This is a genomic window from Nocardioides sp. T5, assembly GCF_048161455.1.
GTDB lineage: Bacteria > Actinomycetota > Actinomycetes > Propionibacteriales > Nocardioidaceae > Nocardioides.
This window is the reverse complement of record NZ_CP182415.1, coordinates 2,145,096-2,161,254: the sequence shown is the minus strand read 5'-3', so window position 1 is coordinate 2,161,254 and position 16,159 is coordinate 2,145,096. Positions and strand designations below refer to the sequence as shown.

Here is a 16,159-nt window from a genome sequence, read left to right as displayed (position 1 = left end):
TGGTCGTCTGGCGGACGCGGCCCGCGGTGGGGGGTCGTACGCCGGCGATCCCTCTCGGCCGCGGCGGCCGCCCGTGCGGCCGCAAGCTCGACGACCTGGTCCCGCGCGAGCGATGGCTTCCCCGGCCGGGGCGTCAGGTCACCCCGGCGAACCATCTTGGGTACAAGGCTGACGTGGACGCCGAGTAGAACCGCTGCCTCCCGTTGCGTCACCCACTCAGCCCCACGGGCAGGCTATCCAGTCGTGGCGCCGGCGCGGATCTCGTTGAAGCGCCCAACTGCGGCCGTGTAGACGAGCCACGCGCATAAGTAGCTGTTGGCGAGCGTAACGAGGTCGACCGTCACCGTGGCGGCGGTGAGTCCGTCGGCGCCGCGCTCACCCCAGGTCGTGGTTTGCATCATCAGGGGCCAGCCGAGTCCATGCGCGTCGCCGCCGAGTCGCTGCCATTCACGAGGCGCGGAGGACGTCAAGGCACTGGCTCCGGTACGGACGGCTGCGAACTCGGCCGCGATCTTGACGCATCGAGTGGCCTCCATCTGCTCGCGCGTGCTTCGCAGCTCTTCGACAGACGCTAGATCCTTTTCGAGTTCCTTGAGCTGCAGCACGGACCGCCCGACGTCCTCAGGAGCCATAACGTCGGTCGCGACGTACAGCGCGCCCTGACGCGCGGTCGTCGTGAGGGACTCTTGCCATTGAATCCGGCGCCGGTACCACTCCTGGGCGAGGATGAGTCCGCGTTCGACCCGCGTAGCCGAGTCGTCGGGCCCTAACGCCCAGAGCGCCTGGCTCGAGGCGAGAAGCGCGCCGCGAAGGACCGAGTAGACGGCGGTTGGGAACCCACGCTCGTGGTCGATCGTGAAGCGCGCGAGGTCGAAGTGATCCCAGGCGCACACCATTCCTTGCCACCCCATCTGTGACAGGGGCAGGCTCGGCCACGTTCGGTCATCGAGGTCGAGCGCGCTGCCGGGTTCGGGGACCGATTGCGTCACATCGCCCCACCGCGCCCGGTGCTCGTCCAGCATGGCGAAAGTGGTCCTGACCTTCTCGATCGCGTCGCGCTCCGTCGTCACGACCTCGATCCAACTGCGACCCCAGCCCCGCGACACTGCACCACGCCGCGCAGGAGGTCAGGCGCCACCGATTCTGTGAGTGATTTGTTCCTATTGGTCAGATGCACGGGGTCGTACTGGTTCAAACCCAGTATCGCCCACCACACGGAGAACAGCCTCTGACCTGCGAGAACAGCAGGATCAGGGGCTGATCTCATTTTCATAGTGCTGGGAAGTCTCCCCCGGAGGGCCCTCCGGCCGTGCGTCACGAGCCTCCGCCAGGTCGGCAAGCAGGGAGTCGACCACGACGAGGCCGCCTCCGAGCACGATCGCAGCGACCGGCACCGGCAGCCTCGTCCTCCGCAGCGCCGTCATCGCCCCCAGCATCACGGTCGACCACGTCGCGACCGAGGTGGCGAAGGGCACTGTCGTGCGCTTCCAGGGCTCTTCCGCATCAGGGACCACGGTGAAGCGCTGGAGGCCGGGCCTGCCCAGGAACCAGCCGCCCGCAAAACCGGCGAGGAGGATGGGCGAGCGCTTGGAGGCGTCGGGCGCGAGACACGCGAGCGCCACCCCGGTCCCGCGGACCACAGCTCCCGCTCGCACCTTCATCCGCTGCACCTCTCGTCCGATCGTCTCGCGCCATCGCGACGGCGGCGCCTACCGGCTGTTCCGCGCCGGCGGCGCGGGCCACGGGTCCTGGTCCGTCGCCGCCTGCACGGCCCAGGCGATGCCTCGCCACACGGCCACGGCCGCCAGCACGGCCGCGCCGATGGTCGCCATGACGACCACCTCGTCCTGCGAACGCCCGGTGCCGTCACTGACGACGTCGACGACCCGTCGGACAGCGCTGTGCGGAGAACCGACGATCCCTGTCATGGTCCGCCTCTCCTCGGCGTGCGGTGCACGGGGACCACGCAGCGAGGTCGACCGCGAGGTCGACGGTGGTCCGCCCACCACGATGCGCGCCTTCGCGCCGCCCCGCCCTCACCCTCCGGGGGTGAGAGCGAGGCGTCGTCACGACTTCGTGCGAGGCACCGTGACCGTCGTACGCGCGACGGCCGCCTGCACGACGTCGGTGCCGGCGTAGCGCACGACCACGGGCCTGTTTCCGGGCTTGACGTCGCGCACGACGAGGCGCGCCCGCCCGTCGACGACCTGGCCCTCCATCGTCCGTCGTCCGACGGCGACGGTGATCGCGCCTGCGGGCTTGGGCGCGCCCAGGGCCTTGACGCGGATGTCGACGGCCACCCGTCCCCGCTTGGCCTCGGTGCGCACCCGCACCTTCGGCGTGGTCGTGACGGGGGACGCCACGGTCAGCGTCTCCGTGGTGGCGCGGAAGTTCCGCCGGTCGTGGGTGACCTCGACAGTCAGGCCGCGACCGACGTCCCCGCGACGGACGGTGTAGGCCCGGTGGGTGGCCTTGGCGATGCGTCGACCGTCCCGGAGCCACTGGTAGGTGGTCGACGCGTTGCTGGGACGGAGCCGTCCTGGCTTCACGACGAGGCGGCTCCCCACCTGCGGCGCTCCCTTGACCCGGGACGGGCTGCGGAGCGCGACGGCCTTGGCGAGGACAGGCGCGGTGGCCGACGCGGTCGACCTCGACTTCTTGTAGCCCTTGGCGCTCGCGATGACGCGGGCGCTGATCTGCTTGCCGATCTGGTCACGGGTGAGGGTCAGCGTCGCACCGGTGGCGCCGTCGAGGGCGTTCCCGTCGGCGTACCACTGCGTCTTCGCCTTGGTGGGTTGCGGCGCCCACGACGGCGGGGTGAGCGTGAGGGTCGTGCCGACCTCCGGCGCACCCTGGATGGTCGGCGCCTGGGTGGGCTGGAAGGTGCCCGGGGCGACGGGCGCGGTGGCGGGAGCCGCGGCGCCCGGGGTGTACCCGTCCAGCTGCGCGGTCACCTGGGCGGTCAGGGTCTTGCCCTTGACGTCGGGCGTGGGCACGTAGCCGGCCGTGGTGGCGCCCGGGATGGCGGCGCCGTCGGCGAGCCACTGGACGGTGACGCTCGTCGGCGCGGGGGTCCACCCGCCGACCGCCACCTCGAGCGGTGCGCCGACCATCGGCGTGCCGGCGATGGTCGGGGGTGACGTGGGCTGGACCACGCGGTCGTTGAAGTGGATGAACCCGCTCGGCCAGCCGCCACCCGACTTGGTGATGCGCCGCCAGTAGAAGTCGCCGCCCCAGTAGTCCTCGGAGACGATGATCTCGGTGTCGGAGATGACCTGCTCGACGTAGGCGACGTGGCCCGCCGAACCGGCCGGCGTCACGTGGGGCTTGTACCAGGCGACCGAGCCCACCGTCGGGACCTGGTCGGTGATGCCTGCCATCGCCACGCCCCAGTTGGACGCGTTGCCGCTGCCGGTCCACGGGCGGACGTCGGGCATGCCGGACTGGATGAGCCGGTACGCCACGTAGTTGGTGCAGTTGTGCCCGGCGTACATCCGCCAGTACATCGTCGAGGAGACCTGCCGGTAGCCGGCATTCCCGTACCCGGCGGCCTCGCAGCCCTGGTAGCCGGAGCACAGGTAGGTCGAGGACGCGAGGCTGATCCGACCGGCCGTGGTCGGCATGACCAACAGGAGCAGCGCGAGCACTCCGGCGAACAACTGCGCCGTGCGGACGGCTCGATGCACGACGTCCCGGAGGGCCGACGTGGGAGCGGGAGGCCGCTGTGACGAGTGAGGCTCTTGTGACTGTTGGTGCACAAGGAGCGATCGTATGAGTCAGAAGTCAAGTGCGCCACGCCGATGAACGAAGATCAACCATGTAATTCTCACACAGGCGGTGGCCGCGGGTCCGTCCGGCCGGTGTCTGCACGCGTCGTCCCGCCCCAGGGGTGAGCGGATGTATCAAGCAGGCCCGGACGAGCACCTCCCGATCAGATCGAGTTGCGTGGGGCTCTCGGTCGAGGCCCTGCCGGCCCGCGCTGTGACGCACGGCCGGCAGGGCCGCTCGGGGGTCGAGCCGACGGCAGCGAGCGGACTTGTTGGCCTCTTCTGACTCTTGGAGGCCGTTGCAACGGCCTCCAGGAGTCGGACTCCCCGCTCGAGCGGGGACTCTGCGACCGGCGGCGGGCTAGAACTCGTAGCCGAACTCCCGGATGGTCCGCGCGAAGCGCTGCGCCACGATGTCGGCGTCACCGGGGCCGTAGAGCTCGCGGTAGTGCGGCCCGCTCCCCTGCTTGGCGTGCGGCAGGTCGAGGGCGATGCCGAGACGGGCGGAGACGTCCGCGACCGCGGCCGGCAGCTCCTCGTAGCGGTAGACCCGGTCCACGACCACCCGGCCGTCGAGGCGGTAGAGCCGCTCGTTGAGGGCCAGGCGCTCCATCCGCCGGGGGGTCCGGACGAACTCGGCGAAGGACTTGGTGAAGGTCGGCTTGCGCGCGCTGTAGCGGTAGGACGAGGCCACCACGTCGAACGGGTTCCGCTCCACCGCGAAGGTGAAGTAGGCGTCCCAGGTCTCGCGGCCGATCACCTCGATGACGCGGCGCGCCCCCATGTGGGCGTACGAGCTGGGCTCGGTGTCGTCGTTCTGGGGCCCGACTCCCCCGGCGGCGGCGCGCAGCTCCTCGTCCTCGGGACTGATCCGGGTGACGATGTCGGTCGGCCCGCAGTGGCGCGAGAGCGCAATCTCGAGGCTGGTGCCGGCGGTCTTGCGGGTCTTGACGAAGACGAACCGGTGACGGTGCGAGGCGATCACGACGGCTGGCCCTCAGTCGTCCTCGTCGGCCAGCTCCTCGCCGTGGGTGCCGGGACGCGGCGCCCACGGGAGCTCCTTGGCCGGGCGGATGACGATGAGCCGGTCGCCGCGGGCGAGCAGCGAGACCACGGGGTCGAAGTAGCGGTAGACCTTCTCGTCGCGCACGACGGCGATGACCTGGTCGGGCAGCCGCTGGGGCTGCTTGCCGACCTCGGCGACCAGCAGGTCGCGCTCGGCGACCTCGAGGCCCTCGCCGTAGGTCATCAGGTCCTCCATGACCGAGCCCAGCATCGGCGACATCGACGACAGCCCGAGGAGCCGGCCGACGGCGTCGGAGGAGGTGATCACCGAGTTGGCTCCCGACTGCCTCATCAGCGGCACGTTCTCGTGCTCGCGGACCGAGGCCACGATCCAGGCGTCGGGGTTGACCTGCCGGACGGTCAGCGTGACGAGCACGTTGGAGTCGTCGCGGTCCGTCGTGATGATGACGTGGGTGGCCTTCTCCACCCCCGCCTGGCGCAGCACGCCGCGTCGGGTGGCGTCACCCGCGATGCCGACGAGCTGGTCGCGGTTGGCCTCGTCCATCGCCGCCGGCTCGGGGTCGACCACGACGATCGACTCACGCTCGTAGCCGTTGTTGAGCAGGGTCTCGATGGCGCTGCGGCCCTTGGTGCCGTAGCCGATCACGACGACGTGCTGGTCCATCTTCCTCTTCCTCCACCGGGCGACCCGGAACATCTCTCGTCCCTGCGAGGCAAGGACCTCGAGGGTGGTGCCGATCAGCAGGACGAGGAAGGCGATGCGGGCCGGCGTGATGATGAACGCGTTGACCAGGCGGGCCTGGTCCGACACCGGGGCGATGTCGCCGTAGCCGGTCGTGCTGAGCGTGACGGTCGTGTAGTAGATCGAGTCGATCCAGCTGATGGTGTCGGTGGGATCGTTGCCGTCCGTGTAGCCGTCCCGGTCGAAGTAGACGATCAGGACCGTGCCGACGAGGATCGCAAGGGCGGCCAGCAGGCGCCGGCCGAGCTCCCACCACGGGGACCTGTCCTGCTCGGGAAGGGAGACCCGTCCCACGCTGGGGTGGACGCTGTCGGCACGCACGGTCAGGAGTCTCGCACGCTGATCCGCTCGCGCAGGCGCTGCACCAGCTCCAGCCGCGCGCGGGTCGTGCTCTTCTGCGGGAACACGGTGTCGAAGGCGGCGTTGACCGCTGCGCCGATGAGCACTGCGAGCGCGAGCAGGTAGAGCCACAGCAGCACGGCGATGGGCGCTGCCAGCGGGCCGTAGATCGAGCGCGACTCGGCAGCCGTCACCGTCAGCACCCACCGCAGGGTGTACGACCCGGCGATCCAGCAGAAGAGGGCGAAGACGGCGCCCGGCAGGTTGAAGCTCCAGTTGGTCCGCACCGGGACGGACACGTGGTAGAGCGTGGCGAGGAAGCAGATGCACACCACGAGCACGACCGGCCAGTAGAGGCTGTTGACGAAGTCGAGCCGCTCCGGCAGGACCCGGTCGACCAGGCTCGGTCCGGCGACGACGAGCGGGATGCTCACCGCACCGGTCACCATCGCCAGGACGTAGAGCACGAAGGACAGCGCCCGGGTGGCGACGATCCCCCGGTGCCCGCCGAGCCCGTGCATGATCGTGATGGTGTCGACGAAGACGTTGAGCGCGCGCGAGCCCGACCAGAGGGCGAGGACGAAGCCGATCGAGATGACGTCGTAGCGACCACCGTCGAGCACCTCCTGGAGGGTCGGGGCGATGATGCGGTCCACGGCCCGGTCGGTCAGCGCCTGGCGCGAGACCTCGAGGACGGCGTTGCTCACGTCCTCGACCTGGGTCGCGGTGAACCGCTCGCTGACGAAGCCCACGGCGCCGGCGAGGGCGAAGATCAGGGGCGGGACCGACAGCACCGCGAAGAACGCCGCCTCGGCGGCGAGCCCGGTGACGCGGTGGCGCAGGCAGGAGCCGACGGTCGTGACGATGATGCGCCACAGGTGCTCACGCCACCGACGCAGCACCACCTCCGCGCGGCGCGGGGCAGGGGTGTCCTCGCGCGCCTCGACCATGCCGACCACGCTATCGAGGCGGCGTGCCGATGGACCGGACCCGCGCGGCGGTTCAACCGACGACGTGGCCCTCGTCACGCGGCCTCGGCGCGCGCCCTACGGTGGGCCCATGGACGACAGCACCACCTTCGACGCCCGCACCGCCACCAACCAGGCGCCCGCCCTCGTCGGGCACAACGTCGTCACCTCTGACCTCGCCCTCATCGAGGCGCTGACCCGCCACGGGTCGGCGGCGTTGGTCGACGAGCTCGTCCCGCTCGGTGCCGAGGCGGGCACGGCGGAGGCGCGCGAGCACGGGATGCTGGCCAACCGCCACCACCCCGAGCTGACGGCGTACGACCGCTGGGGCAACCGCGTCGACGAGGTCGGGTTCCACCCCTCGTGGCACTGGCTGATGGAGCGGGCGGTCGGCCACGGGCTGCAGGCAGCGCCGTGGGAGCAGCAGGAGGCGGGCGACCCGCACGCCCACCTGCGTCGCGCCGCCGGCTTCCTCGCGTGGTCGCAGACCGAGCCGGGGCACGGGTGCCCGATCTCGATGACGTACGCCGCCGTGCCCGCGCTGCGCGCCGACGAGGCCATCGCCCGGCAGTGGACGCCGCTGCTCGCGGCACGCTCGTACGACCCCGGCGTCCGCGGCCGTTCCACCAAGACCGGCGCGCTGGCCGGCATGGGGATGACCGAGAAGCAGGGCGGCTCCGACGTGCGCGCCAACCAGACCCGCGCGACGCCGACGTCGGAGGACGGGTGGTACCGCCTCGACGGGCACAAGTGGTTCACCTCCGCGCCGATGAACGACGTGTTCCTGGTGCTCGCGCAGGCCGACGGCGGGATGACCTGCTTCGTCGTCCCGCGGGTGCTCGAGGACGGCTCGCGCAACCGGATCGACGTGGTGCGGCTCAAGGACAAGCTCGGCAACCGGTCCAACGCCTCGAGCGAGCTCGAGCTCAACGGCACGCTCGCCCAGCGGCTCGGTGACGAGGGCCGCGGTGTGCGGACGATCATCGAGATGGTCGCCGCCACCCGCCTCGACTGCGTCCTCGGGTCGGCCGCCCTGATGCGACACGCGCTCGCCGAGGCGGCGTGGCACGTCGCGCACCGCTCGGCCTTCGGCGGCCTGCTCGTCGACAAGCCGCTCATGCAGAACGTGGTCGCCGACCTGGCCGTCGAGTCCGAGGCCGCCACCGCGCTGGCGATGCGGCTCGCGGCGGCCGTCGACCGCCCGGGCGACCCGCACGAGGTGGCGCTGCGCCGGATCGCCCTGCCGCTCGCGAAGTTCTGGGTGTGCAAGCGCACGCCCGCGATGGTCGCCGAGGCGCTGGAGTGCCTCGGCGGCAACGGCTACGTCGAGGACTCCGGGCTGCCGCTGATGTTCCGCGAGTCTCCGCTGAACTCGATCTGGGAGGGGTCGGGCAACGTCAACGCGCTCGACGTGCTCCGCGCGCTGGGTCGCGAGCCCGAGGTGCTCCAGGCCTGGATCACCGAGGTCGGCGCCGCCCGCGGGGCGGACAGCCGCCTCGACCGGGCCGTCGACGACACCCTCGCGCTCCTCGGCGAGGGGGCCGGGCTCGAGGCCGGTGCGCGGCGGCTCGCGGGCCGGATGGCCGCCTGCCTGCAGGGCTCGCTGCTCGTGCGGTTCGCACCGCCCGAGGTGGCCGACGCCTTCTGCGGCAGCCGGTTCGGGACGTCGTACGGCGGCACCTTCGGCATGCTCGACAGCGGGTCGCTGCGCGAGATCGTGGACCGGGCCACGCCACAGCCCTGACCGCGTCGCGCACGAGCTCGTCAGGACTCGCCTGACCGATCGGCCACCCGCACGGCCCCGCACGACATAGCGTGGCCGGATCGAGAGGAGTCGTGATGTCAGGCAAGGGCAGCACCTTGTTCACCGTCGGCACCCTGCTGCGGCACGCACAGGACGCCGGCGCGCCCGTACGCCTGCTGGTGCAGGGCACCTGGCTCGACGGCCGGATCGTGGGCGCCGACGGCCTCGGGGTGGTCCTCGACGACGGCAACGCCCAGCAGGTGCTGGTCCGCCTCGACGCCATCGTCGCGGTGAGCTTCTCGCGGGCCGACATCGACGAGCCGGACGACCGGGCGGCGCGGTCCCACGGACGTCGGCGGCGCGACCCGATCGAGGCAGGCCCGGTCGGCGGCTGACCGGTCGGGCTGACTGGTCCACACCACCCGACGGCCTGTCCTGCACGCTCGTCGCAGGTTCGTCGAAGTCCTCGGCCACGCTCGTCCCACCACCGGTCGGGCGAGCGACCCGCGGCCTAGGTTCGCCGCACCCACATCGCGTGGGGATGCCTGGTGGGGAGGTGGGGGATGACGAAGCTCTCGAGCACGATGCTCAGCGTGGGGACGCTGCTCCGGCGGGCCGAGGACACGGGCGCCGAGGTCAGCGTCCTGGTCGCGGGCAGCTGGCTGCAGGGACGCGTGATCGGCTGCGACGGCCTCGGCGCGGTGCTCGACGACGGCGACGGGCAGGTCCTGGTCCGGCTCGACGCCGTCACGGCGGTGCGGTTCGACCGCACCCGGATCGAGCACGCCGACGGCGCCGACGTCCGTTCGCACGGCGGCACCGAACGCGGGCCGATCGAGGCGGGCCCGGTGACGGTGCCGCGCCCCGCGCGGGGTGAGCACCCCATCCGCATGCTGCAGGGCCTCACCGCAGAGCAGTACTGACGACCTCCCGTGCCTCCTCCTGCACCTGGGCGAGGTGCTCGTTGCCGCGGAAGGACTCCGCGTAGATCTTGTAGACGTCCTCGGTGCCACTGGGCCGCGCGGCGAACCACGCCGACTCGGTCGTCACCTTGAGCCCGCCGATCTTCGCGCCGTTGCCGGGCGCCTCGGTGAGCTTGCCGGTGATCTCCTCCCCCGCCAGCGTCGTGGCCGAGACGTCGTCGGGCGAGAGCGCGCCGAGCTTGGCCTTCTCCTCGCGGCTGGCCGGAGCGTCGATGCGGGCGTACGCCGGGTCGCCGTGCCGGGCGACGAGCTCGGCGTAGTGCTGGCTGGGCGTCTTGCCCGTGGCGCCCAGGATCTCGCTCGCGAGCAGGGCGAGCAGGAGGCCGTCCTTGTCGGTGGTCCAGGTGGAGCCGTCGCGACGCAGGAACGACGCACCGGCCGACTCCTCGCCGCCGAACCCGAAGGACCCGTCCATCAGGCCCGGCACGAACCACTTGAAGCCGACCGGCACCTCCACCAGCGGCTTGCCGATCGACTCGGCCACGCGGTCGATCATCGAGCTCGACACCAGCGTCTTGCCGATCCGTGCGGTGTCGGGCCAGCCCGGTCGGGCGCCGCCGAAGAGGTGGGCGATCGCGACCGCGAGGAAGTGGTTGGGGTTCATCAGGCCGGCGTCGGGCGTGACGATGCCGTGCCGGTCGGCGTCGGCGTCGTTCCCGGTCGCGACGTCGTACTCGTCCTTGCGACCCACCAGTGACGCCATGGCGTGCGGCGAGGAGCAGTCCATCCGGATCTTGCCGTCCCAGTCGAGGGTCATGAACCGCCAGGTCGGGTCGACCAACGGGTTGACCACGGACAGGTCGAGCCGGTGCCGCTCGGCGATCTCGCCCCAGTAGGCCACGCTCGCGCCGCCCAGCGGGTCGGCGCCGATCCGCACGCCGGCGTCGCGCACCGCGTCGAGGTCGAGCACCGACGGCAGGTCGTCGACGTAGGTGCCGAGGAAGTCGTAGGACCCCACCGCGGCCCGCGCCTTCGCGAAGGAGACCCGTCGCACGCCGGCGATGTTGCCGCGGATGAGCTCGTTGGCCCGGGCCGCGATGACGCTGGTGGCGTCGGAGTCGGCGGGGCCGCCGTGGGGCGGGTTGTACTTGAAGCCGCCGTCCTGCGGCGGGTTGTGCGACGGGGTCACCACGATCCCGTCGGCGAGTCCCGCGCCCGTCGTACGTCCCTGGTTGGCGCGCAGGATCGCGTGGCTCACGGCCGGGGTCGGGGTGAAGCCGTCCCGGTCGTCGACCAGCACGGTGACGTCGTTGGCGACGAGCACCTCCAGCGCGGTCGCCCACGCCGGCTCGGACAGCGCGTGGGTGTCGCGGCCGATGAAGAGCGGGCCGTCGTAGCCCTGCTCCCGGCGGTAGTCGCAGATCGCCTGCGTGGTCGCGGCGATGTGGACCTCGTTGAAGGAGGTGGTGAGCGAGGTGCCGCGGTGGCCGCTGGTGCCGAAGGCGACCTGCTGCGACACGTCGTCGGGGTCGGGCTCCAGGTCGAAGTAGGCCGTCACGAGGTGGGAGACGTCCACCAGGTCCTCGGTGCGGGCGGGCTGTCCGGCTCTCTCGTGGGTGGCCATGGGCCCATCTTGGCGGGTCGGACAACTCGCGTCGAGAAACCTGCCCGGCGCTGTCGATCCGTGTCGCGCTGATCCGTCAGAGTGGTGAGGCCGCAGTCCCGCGGCCCGCGACCTGAAGGAGCCACCGGCGATGAGCCGCTACCTGATCCTGCTGCCCGCACCCGAGGCCGACTGGGCCGATCTGCCGCCCGAGGAGCACGAGAAGGGACACCGCTCCCACCAGCAGTTCCAGCGCGACCTGGCGGACGAGGGGCACACCCTCGTCACCGTCAGCCCGCTCGAGCCCTCCGCACAGGCCACGTCCATGCGGCCCGACGGGTCCGGTGGGGCGCTGGTCACTGACGGCCCGTTCAGCGAGACCGCCGAGCAGGTGGTCGGCTTCTACCTCGTCGACTCGGAGGACGGTGCGGCGCTGCGGGCCGCGTGCGAGCGGTTCGCCTCGCGCGGTGAGCACCTCGAGTTCCGCCGACTGGCGGAATGAAGGAGATCTGAGATGACCGAGTACGTCGTGCTCATCGTCGGCGACGGCGATCGCTGGTGGACCACCATGACCGATCAGGAGCGCAAGGACGGCTACGCCGAGTACGGCCGCTTCGCCCAGCAGCTCGGCGAGCGCGGCCACCGCATCGTCAGCGGCGCCGAGCTCCAGCCCAGCACCACGGTCCGCACCGTCCAGCCCGGCGGCGCGACCGTGACCGACGGGCCCTTCACGGAGGCCACCGAGCAGGTGGGCGGCTACTTCCACATCGAGACCGAGGACCTCGACGACCTGCTCGAGTGCTGCCGGATCATCGCGGCACTTGGCGACGCGGTGCAGGTCGTCCCGACGGTCGTTCCCGAGACGAGGCCGTCATGAAGTACCTGGTCCTGTTGATCGGCGACGGCGCGGAGAAGCCGTGGCCCGAGCAGACGGAGACGGAGCAGATGGCGGCGATGGCGAAGTTCGGGGCGTTCGACGCGGCCTGCCGCGAGCGCGAGGGCGTCGAGCTGCTGGCCGGCGAGGCGTTGAGCGGACCGGGCGACGCCACGGTGATGCGTACGTCGAGCGAGGGCCGGGTCGCGCTGACCGACGGGCCCTACGCCGAGGTCATCGAGGGCATGGGCGGGTTCTACCTGCTCGAGGCGCCCGACCTCGACGTCGTCGTGGAGCTCCTGCGGGTGCTGCCGCCGTACGACATCCAGATCCACCCGACCGTGGATGTGACGCTCTGAGAGATCCAGCCCTCGAGGAGGTCGTGCGACAGGAGTGGGGCCGCCTGGTGGCCCTGCTCCTGTCGCAGTTCCGTCGCCTCGACCTCGTCGAGGACGCGCTGGGCGACGCGGTCGAGGCCGCCAGCCGGACGTGGCCCGTGGACGGCACCCCTGACAACCCGGCCGGTTGGCTGATGGCCGCCGCCAAGCGGCGGGTGCTCGACCGGCTCCGCACCGAGGGCGTCGCCCAGCGCAAGCTGCCCCTGCTCCTCACCGACGCCGAGCACCGACAGGAGGGCGCGCGCACGATGGTCGACAGCGGCAGTCTCGTCGAGGACGACGTGCTGCGACTGGTGCTCATGTGCGCCCACCCGGCCCTCGCGCCGGAATCGGCCAGCGCCCTGTCGCTGCGCCTGGTGCTCGGCGTGCCGACGGCCGACATCGCCCGGCTCTTCCTGGTCCCCGAGCCGACGATGGCCGCCCGGATCACCCGCGCCAAGAAGCGCATCGTCGGAGCCGGCATCCCCTTCACCGTGCCTGACGCCGGCGTGCTTCCCGAACGGCTCGAGACGGTGGCGCAGACCGCCTACCTCGCCTTCACCGCGGGCTACGCCCCCGGCACGGGCCCCGACCTGCTGCGCGCCGACCAGGCCGGGGAAGCCATCCGGTTGGTGCGCGTCGTGCTCGGCCTGCGTCCGGACGAGCCGGCGCTGGTCGCCCTGCTGGCGCTGATGATGCTGCAGCACTCGCGGCGCGACGCCCGGGTGGGCGACGGGCGTCTCGTGCTCCTCGGCGACCAGGACCGCACCCGGTGGCACCACGACGAGGTCGCCGAGGCGACGCGCCTGCTCGCCCGGCCCGAGCTCACCGGTCCGCTGACCCCGCTCGCGGCGTCGTACGTCCTCCAGGCGCGGATCGCCGCCGAGCACGCCACCGCACCGTCGGCGGCGGACACGCGCTGGGACCGCATCGTGGGGTTGTACGACGTCCTGCTGCAGGTGGTGCCCACGCCGTCGGCCCGACTCGCGCGCGCCGTCGCCGTGGCCGAGCAGCACGGACCGGCCGCCGGCCTCGACGCGCTCGAGGGGCTGGACGTGCCCGAGAGCCACCGGCCCGCGGCAGTGCGCGCCGAGCTGCTGTCGCGCGCGGGAGACATCGACGCCGCGCGGGCGGCGTACGACCAGGCCATCGCGGCGTGCCGCAACGAGGTCGAGAAGGCGTTCCTCGTCTCCCGGCGCGACGCGCTCTAGACCTCCGGGACCGGCTGCTGCTTCGCGAGGACGGTGAGACCGTCGTCGACGACGAACCCTCGCGCGCGGTCGGCGTCGTGGTCCACACCGATCTGCACACCGGGCGGGACGACGACGCCCTTGTCGATGATCGCGTTGCGCACGACCGCGCCCTCGCCGATGCGGACCCCGTCCATGAGCACCGAGTCGGACACCTCGGCGCCGTCCTTGACCCACACCGCCGGCGAGAGCACCGACTGGTTGACGGTGCCGCCGCTCACCACGACGCCGGGCGAGAGGATGGAGTTGAAGGTCGAGACCTTCGCCCCGCTCGCACCCTCCACCAGCTTCGCTGGCGGGTGCGGGCCGTAGCTGGTGTAGATCGGCCACGCGTTGTTGTAGAGGTTGAAGACCGGCAGCGGCGAGACCAGGTCGAGGTGGGCGTCGTAGTAGGAGCGCATCGTCCCGACGTCGCGCCAGTAGCCGCGGTCGCGGTCGGTCGCGCCGGGCACCTCGTTGTCCTTGTAGTCGTAGACGGCCGACTCCGACTTGTCGACGAACCACGGCACGATGTCGCCGCCCATGTCGTGCTTGGACTGCTCGCGCTCGGCGTCGCGGGTGACGGCGTCGCGCAGGGCGTCGGCGTCGAAGACGTAGTTGCCCATGCTGGCCAGCACCTCGTCGGGCGAGTCGGGCAGGCCCACCGGGTCGGTCGGCTTCTCGAGGAACGCCCGGATCTTCTGCGGGTTGCCGGGGTCCACGTCGATCACGCCGAACTGGTCGGCCAGGCCGATCGGCTGCCGGATCGCGGCGACCGTGCACCCGGCGCCGGACTCGACGTGGTCGGCCACCATCTGGGAGAAGTCCATCCGGTAGACGTGGTCGGCGCCCACCACGACGACGATGTCGGGCTGCTCGTCGGTGAGCAGGTTGAGCGACTGGAAGATCGCGTCGGCGCTGCCGAGGTACCACCGCTTCCCGACGCGCTGCTGCGCCGGCACCGGGGTGACGTAGTTGCCCAGCAGCTGCGACATGCGCCAGGTCGTGGTGACGTGGCGGTCCAGGCTGTGCGACTTGTACTGCGTCAGCACGACGACCTTGAGGTAGCCGGAGTTGACGACGTTGGACAGCGCGAAGTCGATCAGGCGGTAGATCCCGCCGAACGGCACCGCTGGCTTGGCGCGGTCGGCCGTCAGCGGCATCAGGCGCTTGCCCTCACCACCGGCCAGGACGACTGCGAGCACCTTCTTGCGCGGGGGCGTGTTGGGCATGCGACGAAACTAGCCGTCCGCGGGGGCGCGGTCGACCTCCCTGAGGGCCGCGTCTTGCGACTAGGTTCGCCTCATGCGCATCGACGTCCTCAGCAAGGAGTACCCACCGGAGGTCTACGGAGGGGCCGGTGTGCACGTCGCCGAGCTCGTCCGGGCGCTCCGCGTGCAGCCCGACGTCGACGCGCGCGTGCGCTGCTTCGGGGCCCCGCGCTCCGAGCCCGGCACCGCGGCGTACGCCGAGCCGGAATCGCTCGTCGGCGCCAACGCGGCGATCCGCACGCTGGGCGTCGACCTCGCGATGGTCGACGACTGCGACGGCGCCGACCTGGTCCACTCCCACACCTGGTACGCCAACATGGCCGGCCACCTTGCCGGGCTGATGCACGGCATCCCGCACGTCGTCAGTGCGCACTCGCTCGAGCCGATGCGGCCCTGGAAGGCCGAGCAGCTCGGCGGCGGCTACGCCCTGTCGAGCTGGGCGGAGCGCACGGCGTACGAGGGCGCGGCGGGCATCGTCGCGGTCAGCGCCGCGATGCGCGACGACGTGCTGCGCAGCTATCCGTCCGTCGACCCCGCGCGGGTGCACGTGGTGCACAACGGCATCGACACCACGGAGTGGTCGCCCGTGGCGGACCCCGACCGGGTCCGTGAGCTCGGTGTCGACCCCGACCGGCCGAGCGTCATCTTCGTCGGCCGGATCACCCGCCAGAAGGGGCTGCCGCTGTTCCTTCGCGCCGCCGCCGCCCTGCCGCCCGACGTCCAGCTCGTGCTGTGCGCGGGGGCGCCCGACACCCCGGAGATCGAGGCCGAGGTGCGCGGCCTCGTCGAGGACCTCGCGGCCACGCGGTCCGGTGTCGTGTGGATCGCCGAGATGCTGCCGCGCCCCGACGTCGTCGCTCTGCTGACTGCCGCCACCGTCTTCGCCTGCCCGTCGATCTACGAGCCGCTCGGCATCGTCAACCTCGAGGCGATGGCCTGCGAGACCGCCGTCGTCGCGACCGCCACCGGCGGCATCCCGGAGGTCGTCGTCCACGGGGAGACCGGGTGGCTGGTCCCGATCGAGCAGGCCACGGACGGTACCGGTACGCCCCTCGACCCGGAGCGCTACGTGGCCGACCTCGCGGCCGCGCTGACCGACGCGGTCAGCGACCCCGACCGTGCCCGCGCCTACGGGGTCGCCGGTCGCCGCCGCGCCGAGGAGTCCTTCAGCTGGGGCTCGATCGCCACCCGCACGCTCGACCTCTACCGCTCGCTGACGTAGACGGTCGATCGGACCCAGCCTCGGCGTCCGAACGGGTCCTTCGACGACAGTGCGGTGACTGTGGTCCACCACGT

General features: G+C 71.7%; 17 protein-coding genes. 8 read left to right on the top strand and 9 right to left on the bottom strand.

Going from position 1 to position 16,159, the window contains the following annotated elements; translation table 11 throughout:
* Positions 1–233: 233 nt before the first annotated feature.
* The 7 genes from ACNKF0_RS10500 to ACNKF0_RS10470 form a co-directional block, all read right to left on the bottom strand.
* A complete protein-coding gene (locus ACNKF0_RS10500; RefSeq protein ID WP_416958160.1) occupies positions 234–1,070 on the bottom strand; it encodes a hypothetical protein in 837 nt (278 codons plus the stop codon).
* A gap of 180 nt (positions 1,071–1,250) precedes the next feature.
* Positions 1,251–1,661: a hypothetical protein gene (locus ACNKF0_RS10495; protein ID WP_416958158.1), complete on the bottom strand. Its 411-nt coding sequence runs from the start codon at positions 1,659–1,661 to the stop codon at positions 1,251–1,253.
* A gap of 48 nt (positions 1,662–1,709) precedes the next feature.
* Positions 1,710–1,928 (bottom strand): hypothetical protein, encoded by a 219-nt coding sequence (locus tag ACNKF0_RS10490; RefSeq protein WP_416958156.1) that lies wholly within the window; start codon positions 1,926–1,928, stop codon positions 1,710–1,712.
* A 138-nt stretch (positions 1,929–2,066) separates the two neighbouring features.
* The gene (locus ACNKF0_RS10485) at positions 2,067–3,623 is read right to left on the bottom strand and encodes a CHAP domain-containing protein (RefSeq protein ID WP_416958154.1); all 1,557 of its coding nucleotides are present in this window, start codon (positions 3,621–3,623) and stop codon (positions 2,067–2,069) included.
* Between the two features lie 505 nt (positions 3,624–4,128).
* Entirely contained in the window at positions 4,129–4,752 is a 624-nt protein-coding gene (locus ACNKF0_RS10480; RefSeq protein WP_416958152.1) for a hypothetical protein, read from the bottom strand.
* Between the two features lie 12 nt (positions 4,753–4,764).
* Complete coding sequence (locus ACNKF0_RS10475) at positions 4,765–5,856, bottom strand: potassium channel family protein (RefSeq protein WP_416958150.1); 1,092 nt, start codon at positions 5,854–5,856, stop codon at positions 4,765–4,767.
* 2 nt (positions 5,857–5,858) lie between these two features.
* Entirely contained in the window at positions 5,859–6,824 is a 966-nt protein-coding gene (locus tag ACNKF0_RS10470; RefSeq protein WP_416958148.1) for a YihY/virulence factor BrkB family protein, read from the bottom strand.
* A gap of 109 nt (positions 6,825–6,933) precedes the next feature.
* Here ACNKF0_RS10470 and ACNKF0_RS10465 point away from each other — a divergent pair, with 109 nt between their 5' ends.
* From ACNKF0_RS10465 to ACNKF0_RS10455, 3 genes are all read left to right on the top strand, one after another.
* Positions 6,934–8,586, top strand: a complete 1,653-nt coding sequence (locus ACNKF0_RS10465) for an acyl-CoA dehydrogenase family protein (protein ID WP_416958146.1) — start codon at positions 6,934–6,936, stop codon at positions 8,584–8,586.
* 95 nt (positions 8,587–8,681) lie between these two features.
* On the top strand, positions 8,682–8,981 hold the full coding sequence (locus ACNKF0_RS10460; RefSeq protein WP_299929919.1) for a hypothetical protein: 300 nt from the start codon (positions 8,682–8,684) through the stop codon (positions 8,979–8,981).
* A 168-nt stretch (positions 8,982–9,149) separates the two neighbouring features.
* On the top strand, positions 9,150–9,509 hold the full coding sequence (locus ACNKF0_RS10455; RefSeq protein ID WP_416958143.1) for a hypothetical protein: 360 nt from the start codon (positions 9,150–9,152) through the stop codon (positions 9,507–9,509).
* Here ACNKF0_RS10455 and pgm read toward each other — a convergent pair.
* Positions 9,490–11,133, bottom strand: a complete 1,644-nt coding sequence (gene pgm, locus ACNKF0_RS10450; RefSeq protein WP_416958141.1) for a phosphoglucomutase (alpha-D-glucose-1,6-bisphosphate-dependent) — start codon at positions 11,131–11,133, stop codon at positions 9,490–9,492. The genes ACNKF0_RS10455 and pgm overlap by 20 nt on opposite strands.
* A 130-nt stretch (positions 11,134–11,263) precedes the next feature.
* On the opposite strand from pgm, the gene ACNKF0_RS10445 reads away from it, so the two are divergent.
* The 4 genes from ACNKF0_RS10445 to ACNKF0_RS10430 are packed head-to-tail and all read left to right on the top strand — an operon-like array spanning position 11,264 to position 13,574.
* Positions 11,264–11,614 (top strand): YciI family protein, encoded by a 351-nt coding sequence (locus ACNKF0_RS10445; protein ID WP_416958139.1) that lies wholly within the window; start codon positions 11,264–11,266, stop codon positions 11,612–11,614.
* 12 nt (positions 11,615–11,626) lie between these two features.
* Complete coding sequence (locus ACNKF0_RS10440) at positions 11,627–11,989, top strand: YciI family protein (protein ID WP_416958137.1); 363 nt, start codon at positions 11,627–11,629, stop codon at positions 11,987–11,989.
* Positions 11,986–12,345: a YciI family protein gene (locus tag ACNKF0_RS10435; RefSeq protein ID WP_416958135.1), complete on the top strand. Its 360-nt coding sequence runs from the start codon at positions 11,986–11,988 to the stop codon at positions 12,343–12,345. Before ACNKF0_RS10440 ends, ACNKF0_RS10435 begins: the two co-directional genes overlap by 4 nt.
* Positions 12,346–12,368: 23 nt before the next feature.
* Positions 12,369–13,574 (top strand): RNA polymerase sigma factor, encoded by a 1,206-nt coding sequence (locus tag ACNKF0_RS10430; RefSeq protein ID WP_416958133.1) that lies wholly within the window; start codon positions 12,369–12,371, stop codon positions 13,572–13,574.
* Here ACNKF0_RS10430 and glgC read toward each other — a convergent pair.
* Entirely contained in the window at positions 13,571–14,824 is a 1,254-nt protein-coding gene (glgC, locus tag ACNKF0_RS10425) for a glucose-1-phosphate adenylyltransferase (RefSeq protein ID WP_416958131.1), read from the bottom strand. The two genes, ACNKF0_RS10430 and glgC, sit on opposite strands and share 4 nt — an antisense overlap.
* A 73-nt stretch (positions 14,825–14,897) precedes the next feature.
* Between glgC and glgA the strand changes: the two genes are divergently transcribed.
* Entirely contained in the window at positions 14,898–16,085 is a 1,188-nt protein-coding gene (gene glgA, locus ACNKF0_RS10420; protein ID WP_416958129.1) for a glycogen synthase, read from the top strand.
* Positions 16,086–16,159 lie beyond the last annotated feature (74 nt).